Annotated in this window: 23 protein-coding genes; 12 read left to right on the forward strand and 11 right to left on the reverse strand. The window is 71.4% G+C overall.

The window, feature by feature from the left end; all coding sequences use genetic code 11:
- Positions 1 to 30: 30 nt before the first annotated feature.
- Entirely contained in the window at positions 31 to 1056 is a 1026-nt protein-coding gene (locus QSK36_RS11460) for a class I SAM-dependent methyltransferase (protein ID WP_285782365.1), read from the reverse strand.
- Positions 1057 to 1361: 305 nt separating this feature from the next.
- Here QSK36_RS11460 and QSK36_RS11465 point away from each other — a divergent pair, with 305 nt between their 5' ends.
- Together QSK36_RS11465 and QSK36_RS11470 are read left to right on the forward strand one after the other, a co-directional pair.
- Entirely contained in the window at positions 1362 to 2915 is a 1554-nt protein-coding gene (locus tag QSK36_RS11465) for an alpha/beta hydrolase (RefSeq protein WP_285782366.1), read from the forward strand.
- Positions 2916 to 2998: 83 nt separating this feature from the next.
- The gene (locus tag QSK36_RS11470) at positions 2999 to 3733 is read left to right on the forward strand and encodes an alanyl-tRNA editing protein (RefSeq protein ID WP_285782367.1); all 735 of its coding nucleotides are present in this window, start codon (positions 2999 to 3001) and stop codon (positions 3731 to 3733) included.
- A gap of 24 nt (positions 3734 to 3757) precedes the next feature.
- Here QSK36_RS11470 and QSK36_RS11475 read toward each other — a convergent pair whose 3' ends face one another.
- Positions 3758 to 4372: a GNAT family N-acetyltransferase gene (locus tag QSK36_RS11475; RefSeq protein WP_285782368.1), complete on the reverse strand. Its 615-nt coding sequence runs from the start codon at positions 4370 to 4372 to the stop codon at positions 3758 to 3760.
- Positions 4369 to 4914, reverse strand: a complete 546-nt coding sequence (locus QSK36_RS11480) for a DinB family protein (protein WP_183537888.1) — start codon at positions 4912 to 4914, stop codon at positions 4369 to 4371. The genes QSK36_RS11475 and QSK36_RS11480 overlap by 4 nt, the downstream gene beginning before the upstream one ends.
- 59 nt (positions 4915 to 4973) lie before the next feature.
- Between QSK36_RS11480 and QSK36_RS11485 the strand changes: the two genes are divergently transcribed.
- A complete protein-coding gene (locus QSK36_RS11485) occupies positions 4974 to 5927 on the forward strand; it encodes a helix-turn-helix transcriptional regulator (protein ID WP_285782369.1) in 954 nt (317 codons plus the stop codon).
- Between the two features lie 5 nt (positions 5928 to 5932).
- Here QSK36_RS11485 and QSK36_RS11490 read toward each other — a convergent pair whose 3' ends face one another.
- On the reverse strand, positions 5933 to 6454 hold the full coding sequence (locus tag QSK36_RS11490; protein ID WP_285782370.1) for a helix-turn-helix domain-containing protein: 522 nt from the start codon (positions 6452 to 6454) through the stop codon (positions 5933 to 5935).
- 83 nt (positions 6455 to 6537) lie between these two features.
- Here QSK36_RS11490 and QSK36_RS11495 point away from each other — a divergent pair, with 83 nt between their 5' ends.
- Both QSK36_RS11495 and QSK36_RS11500 read left to right on the forward strand, forming a co-directional pair.
- Positions 6538 to 6879 carry a hypothetical protein gene (locus QSK36_RS11495; protein ID WP_183537885.1) on the forward strand — a complete coding sequence of 114 codons (342 nt, stop codon included), beginning with the start codon at positions 6538 to 6540 and terminating at the stop codon, positions 6877 to 6879.
- A gap of 14 nt (positions 6880 to 6893) precedes the next feature.
- Complete coding sequence (locus QSK36_RS11500; protein ID WP_285782371.1) at positions 6894 to 7841, forward strand: alpha/beta hydrolase family protein; 948 nt, start codon at positions 6894 to 6896, stop codon at positions 7839 to 7841.
- A 144-nt stretch (positions 7842 to 7985) separates the two neighbouring features.
- On the opposite strand, the gene QSK36_RS11505 is transcribed toward QSK36_RS11500, so the two are convergent.
- Positions 7986 to 8828, reverse strand: a complete 843-nt coding sequence (locus QSK36_RS11505; RefSeq protein WP_285782372.1) for a PIG-L family deacetylase — start codon at positions 8826 to 8828, stop codon at positions 7986 to 7988.
- Positions 8829 to 8908: 80 nt separating this feature from the next.
- Between QSK36_RS11505 and QSK36_RS11510 the strand changes: the two genes are divergently transcribed.
- Positions 8909 to 9388, forward strand: a complete 480-nt coding sequence (locus QSK36_RS11510) for a hypothetical protein (RefSeq protein ID WP_285782373.1) — start codon at positions 8909 to 8911, stop codon at positions 9386 to 9388.
- On the opposite strand, the gene QSK36_RS11515 is transcribed toward QSK36_RS11510, so the two are convergent.
- Complete coding sequence (locus QSK36_RS11515; RefSeq protein WP_221263849.1) at positions 9385 to 10584, reverse strand: MFS transporter; 1200 nt, start codon at positions 10582 to 10584, stop codon at positions 9385 to 9387. The two genes, QSK36_RS11510 and QSK36_RS11515, sit on opposite strands and share 4 nt — an antisense overlap.
- A gap of 149 nt (positions 10585 to 10733) precedes the next feature.
- Here QSK36_RS11515 and QSK36_RS11520 point away from each other — a divergent pair, with 149 nt between their 5' ends.
- Positions 10734 to 11414 (forward strand): alpha/beta fold hydrolase, encoded by a 681-nt coding sequence (locus QSK36_RS11520; protein ID WP_285782374.1) that lies wholly within the window; start codon positions 10734 to 10736, stop codon positions 11412 to 11414.
- On the opposite strand, the gene QSK36_RS11525 is transcribed toward QSK36_RS11520, so the two are convergent.
- Complete coding sequence (locus tag QSK36_RS11525; protein ID WP_285782375.1) at positions 11411 to 12361, reverse strand: sigma-70 family RNA polymerase sigma factor; 951 nt, start codon at positions 12359 to 12361, stop codon at positions 11411 to 11413. The two genes, QSK36_RS11520 and QSK36_RS11525, sit on opposite strands and share 4 nt — an antisense overlap.
- Positions 12362 to 12481: 120 nt before the next feature.
- On the opposite strand from QSK36_RS11525, the gene QSK36_RS11530 reads away from it, so the two are divergent.
- The 4 genes from QSK36_RS11530 to QSK36_RS11545 all read left to right on the forward strand — a co-directional run bounded on the left by QSK36_RS11530 (position 12482) and on the right by QSK36_RS11545 (position 16818).
- Positions 12482 to 13900 (forward strand): MFS transporter, encoded by a 1419-nt coding sequence (locus QSK36_RS11530; RefSeq protein ID WP_285782376.1) that lies wholly within the window; start codon positions 12482 to 12484, stop codon positions 13898 to 13900.
- 180 nt (positions 13901 to 14080) lie between these two features.
- Entirely contained in the window at positions 14081 to 14506 is a 426-nt protein-coding gene (locus QSK36_RS11535; protein WP_285782377.1) for an ester cyclase, read from the forward strand.
- Between the two features lie 72 nt (positions 14507 to 14578).
- Entirely contained in the window at positions 14579 to 15424 is an 846-nt protein-coding gene (locus QSK36_RS11540) for an MBL fold metallo-hydrolase (protein WP_285782378.1), read from the forward strand.
- Between the two features lie 170 nt (positions 15425 to 15594).
- Positions 15595 to 16818: a family 16 glycosylhydrolase gene (locus QSK36_RS11545; protein WP_285782379.1), complete on the forward strand. Its 1224-nt coding sequence runs from the start codon at positions 15595 to 15597 to the stop codon at positions 16816 to 16818.
- Between the two features lie 22 nt (positions 16819 to 16840).
- Here the strand turns inward: QSK36_RS11545 and QSK36_RS11550 are convergent, their stop codons facing one another.
- Genes QSK36_RS11550 through QSK36_RS11560 form a run of 3 tightly spaced genes read right to left on the reverse strand, consistent with a single transcriptional unit; the run spans position 16841 to position 19154 of the window.
- Positions 16841 to 17950: a calcium:cation antiporter gene (locus tag QSK36_RS11550; RefSeq protein WP_183537878.1), complete on the reverse strand. Its 1110-nt coding sequence runs from the start codon at positions 17948 to 17950 to the stop codon at positions 16841 to 16843.
- Positions 17951 to 17987: 37 nt separating this feature from the next.
- Positions 17988 to 18863, reverse strand: coding sequence for an NUDIX hydrolase (locus QSK36_RS11555; RefSeq protein ID WP_285782380.1), 876 nt, complete (start codon positions 18861 to 18863; stop codon positions 17988 to 17990).
- 39 nt (positions 18864 to 18902) lie between these two features.
- The gene (locus tag QSK36_RS11560) at positions 18903 to 19154 is read right to left on the reverse strand and encodes a hypothetical protein (protein WP_183537876.1); all 252 of its coding nucleotides are present in this window, start codon (positions 19152 to 19154) and stop codon (positions 18903 to 18905) included.
- 710 nt (positions 19155 to 19864) lie between these two features.
- Here QSK36_RS11560 and QSK36_RS11565 point away from each other — a divergent pair.
- Positions 19865 to 21505, forward strand: coding sequence for a cellulose-binding domain-containing protein (locus QSK36_RS11565; protein ID WP_285782381.1), 1641 nt, complete (start codon positions 19865 to 19867; stop codon positions 21503 to 21505).
- Between the two features lie 211 nt (positions 21506 to 21716).
- On the opposite strand, the gene QSK36_RS11570 is transcribed toward QSK36_RS11565, so the two are convergent.
- Positions 21717 to 22556 (reverse strand): M15 family metallopeptidase, encoded by an 840-nt coding sequence (locus tag QSK36_RS11570; RefSeq protein WP_285782382.1) that lies wholly within the window; start codon positions 22554 to 22556, stop codon positions 21717 to 21719.
- Between the last annotated feature and the right edge of the window lie 172 nt (positions 22557 to 22728).

Genomic DNA, 22728 nt, shown 5'->3' on the forward strand with positions numbered 1-22728 from the left:
CGCCGGCCGGCCGGAAGAGGTCGAGCGAGGTCAGGCACGCCGGCCGCTGACCACGCGGAGCGGCAGGCCGGGCTTCTCGTGCGTGTCGAGGTCGACCAGCCCGGCGGAGGCGAGCATCTTCTGGTACATCAGCGGCGAGTGGAGCTCGCCCTGGCTGGTCCACGCCAGCATCAGCAGACTCAGCATGTGCGCGTGGTAGTCCTGGGCGGGTGGCCGGTCGCCGGTGGTGAACCCGACGATGAGCACCTGGCCCCCCGGCTTGAGCGCGGATGCCAGGCGGCGCAGCAGGTCGATGCCGCGGCTGGGCGGGAACTGGAAGAGGAAGTTGCCCAGGGTGATCGCGTCATACCGCCCGTCCAGCGGCACCTCGAACGCGTCTCCCGGAAGGTAACTCACCCGGTCGCCGACGTGAAGCCGTTCGGCGTACGTCCTGGCGACGTCCAGCACCTCCGGCCAGTCCAGGCACGTCACCGTGGCGCGGGTGTCCCGGGCGGCCACGGAGAAACCGAAGAGACCGTGTCCGCACCCGACGTCGAGCACGTCCAGCGACGGCCGATCCCCGGCCCACGGCACGAGCAGGTCGGCGACGAACTCGGCGCCCGGTTTCGTGGCGAAGGTCAAGTGTGTGGCGAAGTCCACCCAGTAGGGGAATCCCGGCGTCTCGGCGTTGACGTCGAGCAGGGTGCCGCCATGCCGTACGACGTCCGCGAGGTTCTTCATCGCGTCCCATTCCCAGTCGCTGGCCGCCACCCGCACCACCCCGCCGCCGTACTGCGGGCTCGAGGTCACCAGCAGCTCTCGCGCCCCGCTGACGAGCTGGAACTGCTCGCCGTCCATGTCGAGCAATCCGGCGGCGGCCAGAGCGCGCAGCAGAACCCGGGTGGCTCGGGGGTTGGTGCGCAAGATGGCCGCGACATCGTCAGGATCGGCGGGCCCGTCGGCGAGCGCGTCGAAAATCCGCAGCTCAATGGCGGCACGCAGCAGGTAGGTGGACTTGAACGCCGTCATCATCGCCAGCAGCCGTTCCCGGCTGACCCCGCGATCGGTTCCCGACATAGCGCTCCTTCGTGTCGAACCAGGCGGACAGGTGCGACGCTGGCAACGGTGACTAGAAGCGCAGTAGATGCCCGATGGAGGCCGAGCCCGACGTCGCCGCGCTCGCCGGCCTGTGGGACAACCGGCGGGACGCGTGGGTTTCCGTCCTGTCGCCCGACCGGGAATTCCGGTCGCAACACAACGGGCGAATCAGACATGAATACGCCCAACGGATGAGGCGCTTTTCCGTCTTCAGTCGGATTCCCGTATTGACATGAATTGCCCACAATTGGTGCTCCATGTTGTCACTCGACAATGGAGGCCGTGTGCGAGCGCGATTAGCCGTCGTCGTCTCATCCCTCATCGCCGCCCTGCTTCCCCTCTCGCCGGTCGCCGCGGGCACCGCCGAGCAGGGCGGAGGCGGGCCCACCGCATCCGTCACCTGGACGCCCTGTGCCGACGACCCCACCGCCGACTGCGGCACGCTGGCCGTGCCGATCGACTGGGCCCGGCCCCGCGGCGCGACCATCGACCTCGCGCTCGTCCGGCGCAAGGCGACCGACCCGGCGGCCAGGGTGGGTTCGCTCGTCATCAATCCGGGCGGTCCCGGCGGATCGGGCGTGGACGCCGTCCTCGAACAAAGGCTTGCTTTCAGCGGGGAAATCACCCGCCGTTTCGACGTCGTCGGCTTCGACCCGCGCGGCGTCGCGCGCAGTCACCCCGTCGTCTGCTCGGCCGCCCTCGCCTACCAGGCGCCCGACCCGCTCGCGCTGCGAAGCCAGGCCGACTTCACCGCCCTCGTCGCCTACAACCAGCGGTTGCGCGAGGACTGCCGGGCGCGCACCGGGCCGTTGTTCGACCACGTCGACACGCTCAGCGTGGTGCGCGACCTCGACGCCATCCGCGCCGCCCTCGGCGACGAGAAGCTGACCTACTACGGGGTCTCGTACGGCACGCTGATCGGGCAGCTCTACGCGGAGCGCTTCCCCGGCCGCGTACGGGCCCTGGCGCTCGACAGCAACATGGACCACAGCCTGGGCACCCAGGCGTTCCTCGACACCGAGACCGCGACGGTGCAGGACTCGTTCGACGAGTTCGTCTCCTGGTGCGACCGCACCGAGACCTGCGCGCTGCACGGGAAGGACGTGCGGGCACTGTGGGCCGGCCTGATCGCCCGCGCCGACCGGGGCGAACTGCCGTTCCCCGGGGACCCGTCGGTCTCCCTGAACCGGACCTCCCTGCTTTCCCTGGTCTTCGGTGCCTTCTACGGACCGGCCTGGTCGCAACTCGCGGACGTGCTCGTCGCGCTGGACACCGGCGTCCAGCCCCCCGCGCCGCCGGCCGAGCCGCGCCGGCAGGAGGACGAGGTCGTCGAGAATCCGGCGCAGGTGTTCTGCGAGGACTACTTCCTGCCCGTGCGCGACTTCCGTGAGTACGCCGCGCACGTGAACCGGGCGGCGAGGATCGCGCCGGACATGCGGATCAGCCCGCTGGCGATCGCGATGGTCGCCGCCTGCCTCGGTCAGCCCACGCCGATTCCCGACCCGCAGCATCAGCTCCGGGTCGCCCCGAACGCGCAGGTGCTGCTGGGCAACGCGATCCACGATCCGGCCACCCCCTACGTCTGGGCGGCGAGCACCGCCAGGCAGATCGGCCGCGCCGGCGTGTTGCTCACCTACGAGGGCTGGGGACACCGCATGTACGGTCGCGGGGACTGCACGACGGGAGCGTTCGACCGCTACCTGGTCTCGCGCGCGCTCCCGGCCCGGGGCACCCGCTGCCCGGCGGTGCCGCCCGCTGAGGCCACGCTGCGCCGGGCCCCGTGGCCCGTGCCGTCCGGACCCGTCCCCGGCCTGCCCGGCTGGCGATTCCGGTCCTGACCGATGACACCACCCGGGCGCGGACCGTACGGCCCGCGCCCGGGATGGGCCTCGGCCCGGCGGCCGTGACTAGACTCGGTGAGGTGACGTTCGATCTTCACGGGCGGACGAGGCGGCTGGAGCTGACCGACCAGGGCCTGCGGTCTTTCGAGGCCGTCGTGCTGGAGGCCACACCGGACGGGATCGTCCTGGACCGATCGGCCTTCTACCCGGGCGGCGGAGGCCAGCCGCCGGATCACGGCGTGCTGCTGTGGCAGGGCGTCGAGACCCGCATCGAGGGCGTGCGCAAGGGAGACGACCTCTATCTCGTCCCGGCGGCGGACGATCCGATCCCGCCCGCCGGCACGGTCGTGCGGGCGGCGGTCGCCGACGAGCGCCGCTCCGCGCTCATGCGCACCCACTCGGGCCTGCACGTGCTGTGCGGCGTCGTGTTCCGCGACTACGGGGCCCTGGTCACCGGCGGGAACATGGAGCCGATGACCGCGCGGATGGACTTCAACCTCCCCGAGGTGCCTCCCGGCTTCAAGGAGGCGATCGAGGACGCGTGCAACGCCGAGATCACCGCCGACCGCAGGATCGACGTACGGGTGCTGCCTCGTGCGGAGGCCTTCGCGATCCCCGACATCATCCGCACCGCGACGAACCTCGTGCCGGAGGGCATCCCCGAGGTGCGGATCGTCGACATCGTGGGCCTGGACACCCAGGCCGACGGGGGCACGCACGTCGCCTCGACCAAGCAGATCGGCAGGATCAAGGTCGCCAAGATCGAGAGCAAGGGCCGCGGCTTCCGCCGCCTCCGCATCGCGATCTCGGACTGACCGCGCCGAACCCCGGCGGGACGGTCAGAAGTCGATCCGTACGACGGCTCGCCTGAGGGTCGGCCTGCTCACCTCGGTGAACCCCGCGTCGAGGAAGACGTCGCGGCTGCCGACGTGGAGCTCGCCCCAGGTGATCTCGGCGCCCGGTCTGGTGATCATCGGGTATGCCTCCAGGGCCCGGGCTCCCCGTTCTCGCGCGAAGTCGATCGTGGCACGTGCGAGCGCGTACGTCACCCCACGCCGGCGGAAGCCCTTCCGAGTGACGAAGCAGGTCACGGCCCAGACGCTGTCGTCGGTCTCGTCCTCCTGCCGCCCCCTCCAGGGGACGCGGGTGCGGGTCAGCTGGGGGTAGGCCGTCCGGGGCTCGACCGCGCACCACCCGACCGGCTCACCGTCCAGATAGGCCACGAGACCGCTGGTCGACCGGGCTCCGGGGGTTCCGCAGCCCGTCTGTTCGCGCAGGCGCGCGGCACGCTCGGCGTCGGAGACCGAGCCCCACTGGTACGTGAAGATCTTGTAGCGCTGGCAATGGCAGTCGGTCGTGCCGAAGATCGCCTGCAGGTCGTCCCACGACGCCCGGTTGGCGGGGACGATGACAAGCCGATCGGGGGGAATCGGCTCGGTGATGTCCTGCCTCATTCCGCCGGCTGGTCCTCTCCAACCAGGCCGTCGACGGACTCGCGGATGAGGTCGGCGTGCCCGACGTGGCGGGCGTACTCCTCGATCATGTCGATCAGCAGGCGGCGGAGGCTGGGCGACTCGCCGCGGGAGCCGGTGTACACCGCGAGCCGTCCGAGGCCGCCCTCGGCCAGCGCCTGCCGTACGCCGGCCCGGGAGCGGGCCACCGCGTCCTGCCACAACGTCGTCAACTGCTCGGGAGTGTCGTCGGCGGCCGTGCGCCACTCCCAGTCGGGGTCGGCGTCGAAGTCCACCGTGTCCCACGGCGGCGCCGGCGGTCGCCCGAACAGCTTCTGGGAGAACATGTCGTCCTCCACCAGGGCCAGGTGCTTGAGCAGCCCTCCCAGGGTCATGGACGACGCGGCGGTGGTCGCCCGCAGGCCGGCCGCGTCGAGCCCGCCGCACTTCCACGCGAAGATCCGGCGCTGGCGGTCCAGCGAGCCCAGCAAGGTGTCGATCTCGTCGCCCGCGACCGGCGGCTCATAAAGGACGTTTTCGGTCATGGGGGACAGGCTACGGTGCATTCCGGACGATCCACTTCCGGAATGTGACGGTTTGCCGAATGACGCACGACGAGAGCCCGACCGCGCGGGCGCTCCTGCTCCTCGAACTGATCCAGAGCAGCCCCGGCATCACGGCGGAACGGCTGGCCGGCCGGCTCGGCGTCTCCGAGCGGGCCGCCCGGCGTTACGTCGGCATCCTGCGCGAGGCCGGCATCCCGATCGAGTCCGTTCGCGGCCCCTACGGGGGTTACCGCGTCGGCCGGGGGCTCCGGCTGCCTCCCCTGATGTTCACGCAGGCCGAGGCGCTCGGGCTGGTGATGGCCGTGCTGGACGGCCACCACGACTCGGCGGACCCGGCCGATCCCGTGGGCGGCGCGCTCGGCAAGATCTTGCGGGTGCTTCCCGAGGCGGTCGCCGAGCCGGCCGCGGCGGTGCGGAGCCTGAGCACGAGACACCCCGAGCCCGGGGCCAGGACTCCCAGCCCCGAGACCACCGCCGTCCTCGTCCAGGCCTGCGCCGCGCACCGCCGGCTGCGGCTCGGATATCGCATCCGCCCCGGGGAAGAGCGGGTCATGGAGGTCGACCCGTGGGCCGTCGTCGTACGCCGCGGTCGCTGGTACCTGCTGTGCTGGTCGCACACGAAGAACGCCCGCCGGGTGCTGCGGGTGGACAAGGTGGCGGGCGTCGAGGTGCTCGACATGCCGGCCGTCCCTCCGGCCGATCTCGATCCGGCGGAGATGCTGGAGGACCATCTGTCGGCAGGGTGGCGGCACGAGGTGGAGGTCGTCGTCGACGCGCCCGCCGAGGCCGTGGCCGAGTGGATCCCGCGCAGCCTGGGCCGCCGCGAGGCGATCGACGCGACCACCACGCGCCTGGTGGGCAGCACCGACGAACCGGACTGGTACGTCCGGCAGCTCACGGCGATCCGGGCGCCCTTCCGCATCGTCGGGTCACGCGAACTGCGGGAGGCCGCCGAAGCCCTCGGACGGCGCCTCCTCCAGGCCGGTGCCTGACCGCTTCAGGCGGGCATGACGATGGTGGACAGGAGGCGCCGGGTGCGGCCCGGCGCGGGCTGGTTGGCGAGCCTCGGGCCGAGCACTTCTCGCAGGTCCCGCAGGAAGTCCTGGAACTCCTCGTCGCTGAGGTACATGGCCGCCTGCCGGAATCCCACTCCGTCGCGCCCGAGATCGATGTCGTCGCGGGTGAGGTAGCGGTCGAAGTCGGCCAGCAGCGACGCGATGAACGTCATGAACGCCTGACGGTGCTCCTCCGCGCTCAGCCCGGCCGCCTCCTCGGCGCTGACGTGCGCGTTGGCCGTACGCAGCCGGTAGGTCCGTTCGAAGGTGCCCCGCACCTTGCGCTCCGCCGCGACCTCGAGAACCTCGCCTTCGACCAGCGCCGCGACCTGCCTGTAGAGGGTCGCGGGCGGCACGTCGGGAAGCTCCGCGCGAAGGTCGGCCGTCGTCAGCATCCGCTCGCCCAGGAGCGCCTGGACGATGCGCAGCCGGATCGGGTGCAGCAGCAACTCGGCCGTCGTCATGGCCACTACGTTCTCACATTTGACATCATTCTCATAATCGAGAACAATCAGCCTCACCGAAGCGACAACCTGCGAGGGATGCCATGAGCACCGTGACCGTCACCGCCGACGCCGTCGAAGTCCGCCTCACCGCCGCGGAGAAGGCCGCCGCCCTGCGTGCCGACCTGCGCGTCCCGCGCTCGGCGGTCCGTTCGGCCGAGATCGTGGACGACGCGCTCGGCGCGGCCCGGGGCGTGCGCACCGGCCTCGGCGTGCCCGGGCTTCGCAAGCTCGGCACGTGGCACAGCCGGTCGGGCAGGGAGTTCGTCGACGTGCGCCACGGCCAGCCGGCGGTGCGGATCCACCTCGACGGACACGGCTACTCCTCCCTGCTGCTGGGCGTGGACGACCCGCGCGCCGTGGTCGCCACCCTCTCCGGCGCCTGAGAAGGACCGGCACGATGCGCGACATCGACCTCGCCTTCGCCTCGGGCGGCGAGCGGCTCGCCGGCACGCTGACCCTGCCCGACGGCGACGGGCCCTTCCCGGCGGTGCTGCTGGTCCCCGGCTCGGGACCGGTCGACCGTGACTCCGACCACCGGCGCCTCCCCCTCGGGGTGACCCGTCAGCTGGCCGCGGCGTTCGCGGCCGCCGGGATCGCGTCCCTCCGATACGACAAGCGGGGAGTGGGGGCCAGCACCGGTCGCTTCCTGGCGGCCGGGTTCCGCGACAACATGGACGACGCCGGAGCCGCGCTGGCCGCGCTGCGCGAACGTCCGGAACTCGACCCCGGCCACGTGGCGCTGGCCGGGCACAGCGAGGGCGCGCTGATCGCGGCGAACCTCGCCGCCCACGACCCCGCGGTGGCGGCGGTCGTGCTGCTGGCCGGCACCGCCGGGAGCGGGGCGGAGACGCTGCGCTGGCAGGCCGCGCGTCTCGCGCCGACCCTGCCGGCGTTCGTCCGCGCCGTGCTGCGCCTCACCCGCACCGACCTGGTCGCCAAGGTGACGAAGAACCACGAGCGCATCCGCCGTACGACGACGGACGTCGCCCGCATCGGCGGGGTCCGGGTGAACGCCCGGTGGACCCGCGAGTTCCTCGACTACGATCCCGCGGCCGATCTCGCCCGGATCCACGCGCCGGTGCTGGCCGTCACGGGAGACAAGGATCTCCAGGTGAACCCGGAGGATCTGGCCCGCATGGCGGAGCTGGTGCCGGGACCGATCGAGACCCACGTGATCCCCGATCTCAGCCACATCCTGCGCAGGCAGCCCGGGCCGCCGTCGCTGCGCGCCTACCGGCGTGAGGCGCGCGAGCCGATCGACGCGCGGGTCGAGGAACTCGTCACCGGCTGGCTCGCGCGCACGCTGTCGGCCCCGGCGAATCCGGTGCACCCGACGAACCTGTGACGTGGGCCGGCGGCCGTCCGCGCGTGCGCTTGCCCGCCTGCCGACCGAGCTCCGCGCGTCCATCGCCGAGGCCAACGCCAGGCCGCGCCCCGGCACCTGACGGCCGGGGCGCGGCGTTTCACCGGTTGTCGCCCGGGGCGGGCGTCAGCGCAGGCCGGCGAACAGGTCGTCTTCCTGGTCGGGGGCGGCCACCCGGGACGTCGTCCGGATGAAGTACTCGCGCGAGAAGGCCTGGTGCTGGGCCTCCGGCGGCATCCTCAGGAAGGGGATGTTCTCGCCCTGGCTCGCGTGGGCCTGCAGGGCCTTCAGCTTGTTCTCCACGTACGGCGAGACGTCCACGACGCTGCTGATGAGCTCGTCGGGCGTGCCGAAGTCGTCGGGCAGCTCGAAGTCGGGGGCCATGCCGTTCGCCCGCATGAACTCGAACATCTGCCGGATGCCCTCACGCGGCACGGCGGTGTAGTAGAACTTGTCCGGAATGCCGGTCTTCTCGGCCGCCGCGACCGCGATGCGGTGGGCCTGGATGTGGTCGGGGTGCCCGTAGTTGCCGTTCTCGTCGTAGGTGACGATCACCTGCGGGCGGTAGCGCTCCATCAGCTCGGCGAGCCTGGCGGCGGCCGTCTCGACCGGCACGTTCGCGAACGCGTCGGCGTGGCCGTTGCCGTCCCAGCCGTCCATGCCGGAGTCGCGGTAGCCCAGCAGTTCCAGGTGATCGATGCCGAGGTGGGCGACCGACTCGCGCAACTCGGCCAGCCGCCGCTCGGCGACCGCGGCGTCGTCGTGGCCGGGCTCGCCCGGCTTCACCCCGCCGGGGCCGTCCCCCTGCTCGCCGTTGGTGCACGTCACCAGGACCGTACGGATCCCTTCGGCCGTGTACTTCGCCAGGATCCCGCCGGTGCCGATCACCTCGTCGTCGGGGTGCGCGTGCACGGCCATCAGGGTGAGCTCTCGGTCCATTCCGTCCCCCGGAGTGTCGTTTACCGTCACCTGGACGACCCTATATCTCCCCTTGATTCTCGTGCGGGCGCGCGTCGTTTGAGCCGGCCCCGCCCGGTTAAGCGACCGCTATGGGGATTTATCGCGACATGGCGGCGGGGGCGGTCGCGGGAGCGGCCGGGACGACCGTGCTCAACACGATCACCTATCTGGACATGGCGGTGCGCGGCCGACCGGCGAGCTCGCTGCCGGAGCAGGCGGCCGGCGCGGTCAGCGAGCGGCTCCACGTCGGTCTCGGGGAGGAGGAGGACGCCCGCAGCAACCGGGAGCAGGGGCTCGGGCCGATGCTCGGCATCCTCACCGGCATCGGTGTGGGCCTGGCCTACGGCCTGTTCCGCCATGCCGTACGGCGGAGGGTCAGCCTCCCGGCCGCGGCGACCGGGGTCGGGGTGGCCGCGGCGGTCGCGGGCAACGCGCCGATGACCGCGCTCGGGCTGACCGACCCGCGTGAGTGGGGCGTCGGCGGCTGGATGTCCGACCTGGTCCCACACCTCGGGTACGGCCTCGCCACGGTCGCCGCGTTCGAGCTGACCAGGTCCCGCCGCCGCTAGGTAGCGGTGCGGGGGGCCGGGTTCATGCGGCCCACCACGAGCCACCAGAAGAGCAGTTGCAGCAGGGCGAGCGCCACGGCGAAGGGCGGCAGCGTCCAGACCCCGACGCCCTGCGCGATCGCCCCGGCCAGCCACGGGAACACCGCCCCGCCGACCACCGACACCCCGTTCAGCAGCCCGATCGCCGTGGGCACCAGCCGGGTCACGGTGAGCCGCGGCGCGACGGCCATCGTCGTGGGGAAGATCGGCCCGAGCCAGAAGCCGAGCAGCACGAAGCTCACGCTGGCCATCACGGCACCCGGCGCGATCCACGTCAGAACCGAGCTGACGGTGATGCCGGCCAGGCAGACGAAGGTCATCCCGGTCGCGGTCATGCCGAGCCTGGTGGCCGCCGGGCTGATCAGGAAGCGCCCGAGGGCGAGCCCGAGCCAGTAGCCGGAGACGGTGTATCCGGCCAGCAGGCTCCCCTGCCCGTGCTCGTCCACCAGGAAGGTGAACCCCCAGTTGCCCACGCTGATCTCCAGGCCGACGTACACGGCCAGGAACACCGCGCCCAGCAGGACGGCGGGCTGCCGCGACGCGGTGGCCAGCAGGCCCGGACGCTCCGCCTGCTCCTCGGCCGAGGCGGGCGGCGGGGCCTCGCGGGCGGGCAGGGTCAGGTGGAAGCCGACCAGCAGCGGCAGGCACACCAGGGCCAGGACCAGCCACACGGCCGTCCACGGCAGAGCGGTCAGGATCCAGGTGGCCAGCAGCGGCCCGAGCAGTGCGCCGACGCCGAAGAACGCGTGCAGGCGGTTGAGCAGCGTCGTCGCCCCGGGCAGGTCGGTGAGGTAGGCGTTCAGCACCGATTCGAGGATGCCCGTGCCATACCCGGCCAGGATCTGGACCGCCACGAAGGCCAGGAACGGCGGGCGCATGGACGAGTAGAGGCCGGCCAGCACGAACGTGCCGCCGCCGACGATGAGCGAGGCCCGGATCCCGAAGCGGTGGATCAGCAGGCCGGCGGTCGATCCGGCCAGCATGAATCCGGCGGAGAAGGTGAAGAACTGCGTGCCGATCGTGGCCTTGTCGAGGCCGTAGTCGTCGATCTGCGCGGGCAGCAGCACCCCGCCCACGCCGGCGCTCAGGCCGACGAGGATGAAGGTGACGTAGGAGAGGGCGACCGGCGCCCACAGTCCACGCCGCAGTGCGGACACCTGACCTCCCGCGGTACGAGCAGCCTCCGGCCACCCGGCATGCGGGATCGGCCGTATCCGTGATCAACGGTGATCCCGTTTTCCGGCGTCATGGTACTTGGTGTGCCTGTTGCTCCCATAGGGGTTTATCGGGGTTATATCGTCGCAATGTGACGGCTCATGTGGTGGTTCAGGCCAACGGCGTCGGGATCGCGTACCGGACGTACGGCCCGGACGACGCCGCGCCGCTGATCCTGCTGCACGGCCTGGGCGAGGGCATGGCCGGCTGGGACGGCGTGGCCGCGGCGCTGGCCGCCGACCGGCACGCGTACGCCCTGGACCTGCGCGGCCACGGTGCCAGCGACTGGCCGGGGGACTACGGCCTGGAACTCATGCGCGACGACGTCCTCGCCTTCCTCGACGCGCTGTCGCTCGACGCGGTGGACGTGATCGGGCATTCGATGGGCGGCGTCGTGGCCTACCTGCTCGCCGCCGAGCGGCCGGGCCGGGTGCGGACGCTGGTCCTGGAGGACGTGCCGCTCCCGGTGCCGCGCGACCCGCCCCCGCTCGTACGGCCGGAGGGACCGCTGTCGTTCGACTGGGCCATGGTGGAGGCGGTCAGGCCGCAGATCGACCACCCCGACCCGGCCTGGCTGGGGCGGCTGGGCCGGATCACCGCGCGCACGCTCGTGATCGGCGGCGGGCCGGACAGCCACATCCCCCAGGACCGGGTCGCCGAGATGGCCCGCCGCATCCCCGGCGCCGCGCACGTCACGATCCCGGCCGGGCACCTGGTGCACGAGAACGCCCCCGACGCCTTCGTCCGCGAGGTCGCGGCCTTCCTCCGCTAGAGCTCGGGCGGCAGGGCGAAGACGGCGAACAGGGCGGGGTCGCCGAACACGACGTTCCGCGCGATGCCGTCCTCGGCGATCGTGAGCACCTGGAGCGAGTGCGCCCGGAGGACGCCGTCGCCGCCGTCCAGGTAGGCCGCGAGCGCCGGCTGTCCGTTGGCGCGCGTGGGGACCATCCGCCAGGGGCCCCGGGTGGCGCAGACCCAGCGGATGAAGCGGCCGAACGCCTCCCGCCCCGAGAACCACGACAGGTACGGCGGCATCTCCAGGACGGCGTCCTCACGCAGCAGCCGCTCCAGGGCCTCGACGTCGGCCTTCTCGAACGCCGCGACGTACCGGTCGAGCAGGTCGCGGCAGGCCGGGTCGTCCGGCTCGGCCAGGTCGTCCTCGGCGGGAGCCACCCGGGCGAGCTGGGCACGGGCGCGCTGCAGGGCGCTGTTGACCGCGGCGACCGAGGTCTCCAGCAGGCCGGCGACCTCGCTCGCCCGCCAGGCCAGCACCTCGCGCAGGATGAGCACCGCCCGCTGCCGCGGCGGCAGGTGCTGCAGGGCCGCGACGAACGCCAGCCGGATCCCGCCCCGCGACGCGACGACCGCGGCGGGGTCCACCAGCGCGTCGGGGACGGGCTCCAGCCAGGTCACCTCCGGCAGCCGCCGTCGCGGTCCCGCGTCCGGGTCGTCGCCGGGGCCGGTGAGGTCGGACGGCAGGGCCCTGCGCCCGCGCTGTTCGAGTGCCGTGAGGCAGGCGTTCGTCGCGATGCGGTAGAGCCAGGTGCGTGGGGAGGCCCGCCGCTCGTCGTAGTCGCCGGACGCCCGCCACGCGCGCAGCATGACCTCCTGCAGCAGGTCCTCCGCGTCGTGCACCGAGCCGAGCATCCGGTAGCAGTGCGTCATCAGCTCACGCCGGTAGGGCTCGGTGATCCGCTCGAACTCCTCGTCACTCCACATGTGCTCTCCCGCGTCGCGTCGCCGTCACCCGTATCTACCGCCGCGCCCGGCGGAACTCATCGATGAGTTCTCCGCCCAGCGCCGGTATGTACCGGCGGACCCACTGCGGAAGGACAAAGAGTGACAATCAGCCATACCGTCCGCCCCGCCCCGGCCCGTGCCGTACGGCCCTGGCCGATGCTGGCGGTGCTGCTCGCCGGCCAGTTCATGGGGCTGCTGGACCTCTACATCGTCAACGTGGCGATTCCCAGGATCGGCGCCGACCTGGGGGCGTCCGGGGCCGCCCTGCAACTGGTCGTCGGCGGCTACATCATCGCGTACGCGACCCTGCTGATCACCGGCGCCCGGCTCGGCGAGCTGTACGGCAGACGCCGCATGTACGTGATCGGGGTCTCCGGCTTCACCGCGGGCTCACTGCTGTGCGGGCTCGCGCCCGACGCCGGGACGCTGATCGCCTTCAGGTTCGTCCAGGGGGCCGCGGCGGCGGTCATGGTCCCGCAGATCATGAGCGTGATCCAGACCAGGTTCACCGGCAGGGCGAGGGCCACCGCACTGAGTGCGTACACCGCGGTGCTCTCGGCCGGCTCGGTCGTCGGGCTGGCGCTGGGCGGGGTGCTGGTCGGCGCCGACGTGGCCGGCACCGGCTGGCGGCCGGTGTTCCTCGTGAACGTCCCCGTGGGCGTCCTGCTGACGCTCGCGGTGCCCCGGCTGGTGCCGTCGGACGCGCCGTCGGACCGGCCGCGCGGCTCTCGCCGGCTCGACCTGCGGGGCCTCGCGCTCGCGCTGCCCGCCACGCTGCTGGTCGTGCTCCCGCTCGTGCTGGGCCGGGAGGCCGGCTGGCCCGTCTGGACGTACGCCTCGATCGCCGCGGGGGTCGCGCTCGCCGCCGTGTTCGTCGTGGCGCAGCGCCGTACGGCGGCACGCGGCGGCGACCCGCTGCTGAACCTGGACGTGCTGCGCGCGACCGGCATGCCGTCGGGCCTGACGACGCTGATGGCGCTGATGGTGGCCTACGGCGGGTTTCTGTTCACGTTCGCCGTGCACCTGCAGGGCGTCCTCGGGGAGAGCCCGCTGCGTGCCGGGCTCACGTTCCTGCCCATGGCGGGGGCGTTCGGGCTGGGCAGCTTCTACTGGCGCGGGCTCCCCGGGCGGATCCACCACCTGCTGCCACCGGCCGGGCTGGCGCTCAGCGTCCTCGGCACGGCGGGCCTGGCCGTCTCGGCGACCGGCGGCCCGGTGATGTGGGCCGCGCTGGTGGTGTACGGCGCGGGGCTGGGCGTCTCGACCAGCCTGCTCACGCACGCCCTGGTCCACGTGCCGCCCGCCCGCGCCGCCGACGCGAGCGGCCTGCTCACGACGACCATGCAGTTCGGCCAGCTCAGCGGTGTGGCGGTCTTCGGCGCGGTGTTCCTCGCCCTGGCCGACCCGCCGCGGCCGGAGGCGATGGGCACGACCGCCTGGTGGCTGGCGCTGGCCGCGGCGGCCGGCACGGCGAGCGCGGTCGCCCTGGCCCGCGCCGCGCGGCCCCGGCCGGTGTGACCCCTGACGCGCCAGGCCATGTGGACCCCGGGCTCACCGGGGTACACATGGCGTGTCGTCCACGACTCCAGGGACGCCGCAGGCCCTTCACACGTTGCATCCGGCGGTGTTGCGTCTCCTGCGGACGGCCTTTGCCATGGCGGCGTTACCGTGGGTGTACGCCCTGGGGAGTGATCCGCCATGCCTGACGGCCGACAGCTCGCGGACCGCGTGCTGGACGCGGTGAACGCTCATGACCTGGACCGGCTGTCGACGTGCTACGACCGGCACGCCGTCCTGGCCACACCCTTGGGTGTGTGCGAGGGGCGCGAGCAGATCGTCCGATACTGGGAGAGCATGTTCAAGGGCTTCTCCGACATGGCCATGACGGTCTGGAACAGGGTGGAGTGCGCCGATCCCGGCTTCAGCGAGTGGACGATGACGGGCACGCACACCGGGTCCTTCGCGCTGCCGGACGGCGGTGTCGCGGGCGCGAGCGGTCGGCGGATCACCGTACGCGGCTGCGGGGCGTGTCACGCGAAGAACGGCCTCGTGGTCGCCCACCGGGACTATTTCGACCTGCTGGAGCTGTATTCCCAGCTCGGGTTCTCACTCGTCCCCGGCTAGCTAACCGCACCCCGCTTTCGGGTTATTTGTGGTGGTTTACGTAGCCTGAAAGCCTGGGAGAGGGGAGGCGTCATGCCCGATCCAGCGGACGCGACCGTGTTCTTCGTGGGAAACGCCACCATGATCATCCGTTCTCACGGGTTCACTGTGCTGACGGATCCGAACTTCCTGCACAAGGGGCAGCGGGCCCATCTCGGCTGGGGGCTGAGCACCCGCCGCCGCACCGAGCCGGCGATGGAGATCTCGGAGCTCCCGCCCCTGGATCTGGTCGTGCTGTCGCACCTGCACGGCGACCACTGGGACAGGATCGCCAGGAAGGGCCTCGACAAGGACGTGCCGATCGTCACCACCCGCCACGCGGCGGCCCGGCTGCGACGGCAGGGGTTCGGCCACGCCATCGGCCTGGAACCCTGGGAGTACCACCACGAGCGCCACGGCGACGGCACGCTGACGGTGACCGCCACGCCCGCCCGGCACGCGCCGGGCCCGGCGAACGCGCTGATGCCGCCGGTGATGGGGAGCGTGCTCGACTTCGCCCACGCCGGCGAGGTGGACCTGCGCCTGCACATCAGCGGCGACACGATCATGGACGAGTGCCTGTCGGAGATCCCGCGCCGCTTCCCCGACATCGACGTCGGCATCGTGCACCTCGGTGGCACGCGGATCCTCGGCGTCACGGTGACCATGGACGGCGCCCAGGGGGTGGAGTGGCTCGGGCTGATGCAGCCGGAGTCGGCCCTGCCCGTCCACTACGACGACTACGAGGCGTTCGCCTCCCCACTCAAGGACTTCCAGCAGCACGTCCGGCGCTCGGGGCTGTCGCACCTGGTCCACTACCTCATGCGCGGCGAGACCTACCGCCTTCCCGTACGGCAGGCCGGCGTACGCCCGCACCGCCCGGTCATCGGGCCCGGCTGACAGGTCCAAGTCAAGACCTATTGACAGCCCGCGCGGTAAGGTGTTGCATCTTAATTCAAGCTCTAAAGCTCCTTGCTTGAAGCGCTGGACACGCCGGCGCGCGCCCCCGCAGAGCGCGGCGGCGCGGGCCGGAGATCCTGCTGGCATCCCCCCACCAACCGGAGATCTCCATGCGCAAACCCCGGCTCCTCATCATGGCCGCGGCCATGGTCGTCACCCTCGGCGGCGGCCTGGTCGCCGGCACGGGCGCCGACCGGGCCGAAGCCGCCATCGGCCCCGTCACCTGGTCGGACGAGTTCAACGCCGCGGCGGGAACGCCCGTCGACGGCGCCAAGTGGAAGTTCGACATCGGCGGCGGCGGCTGGGGCAACAACGAGCTGGAGTACTACACCGACTCGACCCGCAACGTGTACCACGACGGGCAGGGACACCTCGCCATCACCGCCCGGCGGGAGAACCCGTCCAACTACCAGTGCCACTACGGCACCTGCCAGTACACCTCCGGCCGCATCCTGACCGCCGACAAGTTCAGTCAGGCGTACGGCCGCTTCGAGGCGAGCATCAAGATTCCCAAGGGCCAGGGCATCTGGCCGGCGTTCTGGATGCTCGGCGGCGGCAACTGGCCGAACACCGGCGAGATCGACATCATGGAGAACGTCGGCAAGACGCCCAACACCGTCTACGGCACCGTGCACGGCCCCGGCTACTCCGGCGGCAGCGGCGTCGGCGGCAACAGGACGATCGGCGCGCCGCTCGGCGACGCCTTCCACACCTACCGCGTCGACTGGTCGCCCAACCTCATCGTCTGGTACCTGGACGGCTCGGAGTACTTCCGCGTCACGCCGGCCGACATCCGCGGCAACCAGTGGGTCTTCGACCACCCGTTCTTCCTGATCCTCAACGTGGCGGTCGGCGGCTACTGGCCGGGCGACCCCGACTCCACCACGTCGTTCCCGCAGACGATGCTGATCGACTGGGTCCGCGTCTCCGCCTGGACCAGTGACGGGGGAGGCGGCAGCGCGCTGAAGTCCAACCTGAACGGCCGCTGCATCGACATCCCGGGTGCGAACCCCGTCGACGGCGCCCGGCTGCAGATGTACGACTGCAACGGCACCGCCGCTCAGCAGTGGACGATCAACGGCGACGGCACGGTCCGCGCGATGGGCAAGTGCATGGACGCGGCGGCGGCCGGCACCGCCAACGGCACGCCGATCCAGCTCTACACGTGCAACGGCACGGGAGCCCAGCGCTTCACGCTCACCCCGGCCGGCGACCTCGTCAACACCGTCGCCAACCGATGTGTGGACATCGTGGACGTGAACCCCGCCAACGGCGCGCCCCTCCAGCTGTGGGACTGCACCGGCGGAGCCAACCAGAAGTGGACCCGCGGCTGACCGCGTGCCGCATCGCCCTCGCTCATGGGCTCGCCGCCAGGAGCAGGAAGGCGGCGAACAGCGTGAGATGGACGCCCGCCTGCAGGAGGGTGGCCCGTCCGGGCACCACGGTCAGCGTCGCCACGACGACCGTCAGGCCGAGCAGCACGATGTGCGTCGGGCCGAGCCCGAGCAGCAGCGGCCCCTTCAGCCACAGCGACGCCGCGGCGATCGTCGGAATGGTGAGCCCGATGCTGGCCATGGCCGAGCCGAAGGCGAGGTTCAGGCTGACCTGCACCCGGGCCCGCCGGGCCGCGCGTACGGCGGCGAGGGTCTCCGGCAGCAGCACCAGCAGCGCGATCACGACGCCCACCGCGGACTGCGGGAGGCTCGCCGCGCGTACGGCCGACTCGATGGCGGGAGATTCGATCTTCGCCAGGCCGACCACCGCGACCAGTGCGCTCAGCAGCAGCGCAAGGCTGGCCGCGGCGGCGCGTGTGGTCGGCGGCTCGGCGTGCTCGGCGGCGTCCTCGCCCTGGCCGCCGGGCTCCACCGGCAGGAAGTAGTCGCGGTGCCGCAACGTCTGGGTGAGCACGAACAGGCCGTACAACGCGATCGAGGCGAGCGCGGCGAACGCGAGCTGGGCCGGGGTGAAGGCGGGCCCCGGCCTGCTCGTGGTGAACGTCGGCAGAACGAGACTCAGCGTCGACAGCGTGGCGACGGTGGCCAGCGCGCCTCCGGTCCCCTCCGCGTTGAACACCGCCACCCGCCTCCGCAGCGCCGCGACCAGCAGCGACAGGCCGACGATCCCGTTGCAGGTGATCATCACGGCGGCGAACACCGTGTCGCGGGCGAGTGACGACGCGGCCGGCCCTCCGGACGCGGTGAGGCTGATGATCAGCGCCACTTCGATCACCGTGACCGCCACGGCGAGCACGAGCGACCCGAACGGCTCGCCCACGCGATGGGCGATGACCTCGGCGTGGTGCACGGCCGCGAGCACGGAAGCCGCGAGGAAGACCGCCGCGACGACCACGACGACGGGAGGAAGGGACCGCCCCCACGCCAGCGCGAGCACTGCCACGGCGAGGATCGGAACGGGCACGGACCAGGTGGTGGCCAGTCGGCGGAAGAGCAGGATCACATGCTTCATCCTGCCCAAATAGGACGAACGGTATAAAAGTCTCGATTCAGAGCTGCCGGAGCAGCCAGCGAGGGCCGGCGACCAGGGCGCCGAGGGCCGTCACCCGCTCGCGCAGCCCTCGGTCGGCGGTGACGACGAGGGTGGTCTCCCAGGGCCGCACGTCGCGCACGGCCTCCACGATCGCGTCGTCTCCGCTGCCTCCGGCCACCACGACCGTCAGGTCCCCGGTCACCGGCCCCGGGTCGGCGGCGCCGGCCGCCGCACCTTCGAGAACCGCGACCATGCGCGGGAACCATCGGGTCAGGGCGGGCACCCCTTCCGGCATCTCGCCGAGGCCCTGCCCGCAGAGCGGGATCAGCTCGTTGAGCAGGCGGTTCGCGGCGCCCGCACGGTCCTTCCACCAGCCGTGCTCCGCCCGCGCGCCGATGATGTTGGCCATGTCGAGGACGACGACCACGGGGCTCAGCGCGGGCCGGATCCTCGGCCACGAGTCGGCGAAGCCGGGATGCAGTTCCTTCGACACCACCTCGTCGGCCTCCACCCAGCGCATGTCCGCGCTCTCGCCGTTGGCGGGCGCGGCGTCGAGCAGCCCTTCGGCCTCCGCGATCACCGTCTGGAACGACCAGCCGCCGTGGTCGTCGACGTAGAGCCCGCGCACCCGGACGAGATCGGCGTCCAGCGCCGCCTCCTCCCGGGCCTCGCGCAGCGCGCCGGTGATGGCGTCCTCGTGGCTGTCGCGCGCGCCGCCCGGCAGCCCCCACGTCCCGCCGTGATGGCTCCACCAGGCACGCTTCTGCATCAGCACGTACGGCATGCCGTCGAGCGTGTGGTGCACGGTGAGCAGACCGGCGGCGCCGTACAGTCCCCAGTGCTGGTGCCCCAGCGCGCACAGGGCCCAGCCGTCGCCGTCCTTCGCCGTCATGCACCCATCTTGCCGCAGCCCGCCGGCGCGCTCTGATGGTCACCAGTGTTCGAGGGGGACCTCCACCCCGGCGACCAGGTCGAAGAGGGTCGCTCGGTCCTCGATGCGGACGACCTGGATCTGTGTCGCGAAGCGTACGTCCCGAAGGCGCGTGGCGGCTTCGTGGGCGGTTTGCGGAAAGTGGTAGCGATCGGCCGCGGCGCCGTCCGGGATGGGCCGGGTCGAGCGAACCTCGAACCGGTCCGGCGGCCATGCGGGGGGAAGGGGAGCGGAGTGCTGCCAACCGGACATGTCTCTCCCGTCATGCCGTCTTCACAGCAGTTGACCGGTGAGACCTGGTTGATCGCCAGTGCGTGATGGGGTCGTAGGCCGATCGTTATTAACCGGTAAGCGATCCTTTCCGACCCGGAGTCCGGAGCCCGTTAGCGTTTGAGCCCTCACTCGTGATTCCCCCTTTGTCCGGAGAATCAGGAGATGTCATATCTGGAGAGACGCCCGCTTCCTGCGGCCGGAGGAGCGGGCGTTGTCCTCCCCTTTCTCTCCACCTTCTCGCGCCGTCGCCGGTGCGGGTGGTGGCTGTCGCCGATCGCCGTCTTCCGCGGCTCGGCTCTCTCCCCCTGCCGGTACATCGGTACCGGCAGGGGGTCGCCGCCGTCATGGGCATGAGGGGCGGCGCCGGCGGTCCGGCCGGGCGGGGTCTTCGACAGCAGTGGCTCGATGAACGCCGGGTCCGACTGCGGCTGCCGCCCTGTTCTCGAGTGCTCGCCTGAACGTTTCACTCGATCCCGCATCCCGTCCGTCGTTTCTGGCGGTCCCTGTGCAAGTGAGAGCCGTCGTACGCGGAAAGCCGACGAGGCGCGTCGTTGACCGGCGATCGATGGGCTCGTAGCTTGATGCCCGATGTTCCTGTAGATGAACGTAGTTCAGGTGCATGAAACCCTTGTGGGGCCAGGAATCAATCCTCGGTCAGGGGCCCTGCACGACCTGCAAGGAGCTCGGGTTTGAACAGCAGAACCAGAACAGGCGCCGGGCTGATCGGCGTCCTCGCCGGAGCCGCCGCCCTGGCCGGCGTCACCACCACCGCAACGGCACAGGCCGCGACCGGATGCGCCGTGACCTACACCACCAACGACTGGCCGGGCGGCTTCACCGCCGCCATCACGATCCAGAACCTCGGCAACGCGATCAACGGCTGGACCCTCGGGTTCACCTTCCCCGACAGCGGCCAGAAGGTGGACACCGGATGGTCGGCCACCTTCAACCAGAGCGGGCAGAACGTCACGGCCACCAACGTGGACTACAACGCCGCCATCGCCACCGGCGCGTCGCTGTCCATCGGCTTCAACGGCAGCTGGTCGGGGTCCAACCCCACGCCCGCCTCGTTCACCCTGAACGGCGTCACCTGCACCGGCTCCACCACCACCTCCTCACCCACACCGTCACCCACCCCCACACTCTCGCCCTCGGCCTCGCCCTCACCAACGCGCTCGCCCTCGGCTTCGCCCTCGCCCACGCGCTCACCCTCGCCTTCGCCTTCGCCTTCGACGACACCGTCGAGTGGCGCGTTGTACGTCTCGCCGAGTGGCAGAGACGGCGCGTCGGGGACGCAGTCGGACCCGACGACCCTCACTTCGGCGCTCACCCGCGTCGCCCCCGGCGGGACGATCTACCTGCGCGGCGGGCGGTACGACTTCGCGCAGACGGTCACCATCGCGCCGGGCAACAACGGCACATCGAGCGCCCGCAAGACGCTGTCCGCCTACCCCGGTGAGACTCCGGTGCTGAACTTCTCGGCCCAGAGCGAGTCCTCGTCGAACCGCGGGCTCACCGTGAACGGCTCGTACTGGCACGTGTACGGCGTCGTCGTCGAGCGTGCCGGCGACAACGGAATCTACGTCGGCGGCAGCAACAACATCATCGAACGCACGGTAACCCGGTTCAACCGCGACACCGGGCTGCAGCTCGGGCGGATCGCCTCCGACACCCCCCGCGACCAGTGGCCGTCCAACAACCTCATCCTCAGCGCGGAGTCGCACGACAACGCCGACTCCGACGGTGAGGACGCCGACGGCTTCGCCGCGAAGCTCACCACCGGCACAGGCAACGTCTTCCGCTACGACGTGTCCCACAACAACATCGACGACGGCTGGGACCTCTACACCAAGACGGACACGGGAGCCATCGGGCCGGTCACCATCGAGGACTCCCTGTCGTACAACAACGGCACCCTCACCGACGGCAGCCAGGCCGGCGCCGGCGACCGTAACGGCTACAAGCTCGGCGGCGACAAGATCGCCGTCAACCACGTCGTCCGGCGCAACATCGCCTACCACAACGGCCACCACGGGTTCACCTACAACAGCAACCCCGGCACGATGTCGATATCGAACAACGTCGGCATCGACAACACCGAGCGCAACTTCTCCTTCGACGCCGGCACCTCGGTGTTCCGCAACAACACCTCCTGCCGCAGCGGCAGCGGGAGCAACGACAAGATCGTCGGTAACGCCGACAGCTCCAACCAGTTCTGGTCGGGCTCCAACGGGTCCCGGTGCTCCTCCTACACCGGCGCCCTGGGCTGGTCCTACGCCTCGGACGGCCGCCTCGTCGTGACCTTCGGCGGCAAGCCGGTCACGCCGTAACCGGTCGTCTCGTCACCCGGCATGCCTCCCCGGCGGACTGACCTCTCCCAGGGTCAGCGCCGGGGCGACCCGCCCACCGTGCCGTACACGGTGGGCGGGTGCCTGCCGGGCGCTGAGGGCCGTCCACCGACCGCGCCGTAGGTGGATGCGAACCTCCGCAGCCTCTCCACGGGCGCCTCACAGACAGCCGACCGAGTGATCGGCTCCGGTCTCAGCGGCCGTTGACGGAGAAGTGCTGGTAGTCCTTGGCGCCCGACCAGGAGCCGCCCCAGCCCCAGCCGATCTGCTCGAAGGCCCGCACCACGCGGTCTCCGCTGTTGATCACGCCGGGCTTCTTGAGCGGCCGGTCCACGAACGCGTCCGCGTTGCGGTGGGCGTTGGAGCCGTTCGCGTAGACGTAGGGGTTCTCCCGGGGATTGAGGTCCACCGCCAGGCCGTACGCGTGGTTGGACCAGCTGCCCGAGCCGGTGGCGTTGCGGCAGTTGAAGGCCGAGGTGTTGTCGGCGTCGATGGAGTCGTAGTCGCTGCCCTTGTAGACGTCGACGGGCTCCATCCGGTGGATGGGGTAGCGCATGTCGTAGAGCTTCCCGAAGACGGAGGCCACGTCCTCGGCCACCTTCTTGTTGACCACGAGTGTGCCGGTGTGCGCCTGGTCGTCGAAGCCCCAGTAGGTCATGGTGATCTTACGCAGCCCGCTCAGCGGAACCGGGCAGCCCGGACGCCAGGAGTGCCGGACGTCGTCACGGGACACCTTGTCGATCTTCGCGGAGAAAGGAGGCGGCCCGCTCGGGCTCGGCGTGGGCCCGTTCCCGGGCGAGACCGGCACGGACGAGGGCGTGACGGACGACGGGGTGGCGGACGCGGAGGAGGCCGGCCCGGCGGAGGGAGCGGCAGGCGTGGACGAGCCCGGTGCCGGTGACGCCGGTGCGGGCACGGACACCCGGGTCCGGGCGGTGGCGGACGCGCCGGCGTCGCCGACCCCGGCGCAGCCGGTCACCCCGACGAGCGCCGCCATCACTACCGCTGACCTGCGATTCCACAAGGTGGTCATAGGCGCAGATTACCCGCGGCCGAGGCATGTGCAGGCGGTCCGCGCACGCTCCTGTGGACAACGGGACTCCTGTGGACAAAGCCCCGGACGGTTGGCCGGAATCGCCGTAGGAAAGGGGCACAAGCCGTACAAATTGACGATCGGAATCGTCGTGGTCCGCCGCTAGGGTGGC

This window comes from Microbispora sp. NBRC 16548 (genome assembly GCF_030268985.1).
Lineage (GTDB): Bacteria > Actinomycetota > Actinomycetes > Streptosporangiales > Streptosporangiaceae > Microbispora > Microbispora catharanthi.

What these genes read in the sequence shown, in the direction of transcription:
- QSK36_RS11460 (WP_285782365.1), bottom strand. Translation starts at nt 1,056, where the DNA reads ATGTCGGGAACCGATCGCGGGGTCAGCCGGGAACGGCTGCTGGCGATG.
- QSK36_RS11475 (WP_285782368.1), bottom strand. Translation starts at nt 4,372, where the DNA reads ATGAGGCAGGACATCACCGAGCCGATTCCCCCCGATCGGCTTGTCATC.
- QSK36_RS11480 (WP_183537888.1), bottom strand. Translation starts at nt 4,914, where the DNA reads ATGACCGAAAACGTCCTTTATGAGCCGCCGGTCGCGGGCGACGAGATC.
- QSK36_RS11485 (WP_285782369.1), top strand. Translation starts at nt 4,974, where the DNA reads ATGACGCACGACGAGAGCCCGACCGCGCGGGCGCTCCTGCTCCTCGAA.
- QSK36_RS11490 (WP_285782370.1), bottom strand. Translation starts at nt 6,454, where the DNA reads ATGACGACGGCCGAGTTGCTGCTGCACCCGATCCGGCTGCGCATCGTC.
- QSK36_RS11495 (WP_183537885.1), top strand. Translation starts at nt 6,538, where the DNA reads ATGAGCACCGTGACCGTCACCGCCGACGCCGTCGAAGTCCGCCTCACC.
- QSK36_RS11500 (WP_285782371.1), top strand. Translation starts at nt 6,894, where the DNA reads ATGCGCGACATCGACCTCGCCTTCGCCTCGGGCGGCGAGCGGCTCGCC.
- QSK36_RS11510 (WP_285782373.1), top strand. Translation starts at nt 8,909, where the DNA reads ATGGGGATTTATCGCGACATGGCGGCGGGGGCGGTCGCGGGAGCGGCC.
- QSK36_RS11525 (WP_285782375.1), bottom strand. Translation starts at nt 12,361, where the DNA reads ATGTGGAGTGACGAGGAGTTCGAGCGGATCACCGAGCCCTACCGGCGT.
- QSK36_RS11535 (WP_285782377.1), top strand. Translation starts at nt 14,081, where the DNA reads ATGCCTGACGGCCGACAGCTCGCGGACCGCGTGCTGGACGCGGTGAAC.
- QSK36_RS11540 (WP_285782378.1), top strand. Translation starts at nt 14,579, where the DNA reads ATGCCCGATCCAGCGGACGCGACCGTGTTCTTCGTGGGAAACGCCACC.
- QSK36_RS11545 (WP_285782379.1), top strand. Translation starts at nt 15,595, where the DNA reads ATGCGCAAACCCCGGCTCCTCATCATGGCCGCGGCCATGGTCGTCACC.
- QSK36_RS11550 (WP_183537878.1), bottom strand. Translation starts at nt 17,950, where the DNA reads ATGAAGCATGTGATCCTGCTCTTCCGCCGACTGGCCACCACCTGGTCC.
- QSK36_RS11555 (WP_285782380.1), bottom strand. Translation starts at nt 18,863, where the DNA reads ATGACGGCGAAGGACGGCGACGGCTGGGCCCTGTGCGCGCTGGGGCAC.
- QSK36_RS11560 (WP_183537876.1), bottom strand. Translation starts at nt 19,154, where the DNA reads ATGTCCGGTTGGCAGCACTCCGCTCCCCTTCCCCCCGCATGGCCGCCG.
- QSK36_RS11570 (WP_285782382.1), bottom strand. Translation starts at nt 22,556, where the DNA reads ATGACCACCTTGTGGAATCGCAGGTCAGCGGTAGTGATGGCGGCGCTC.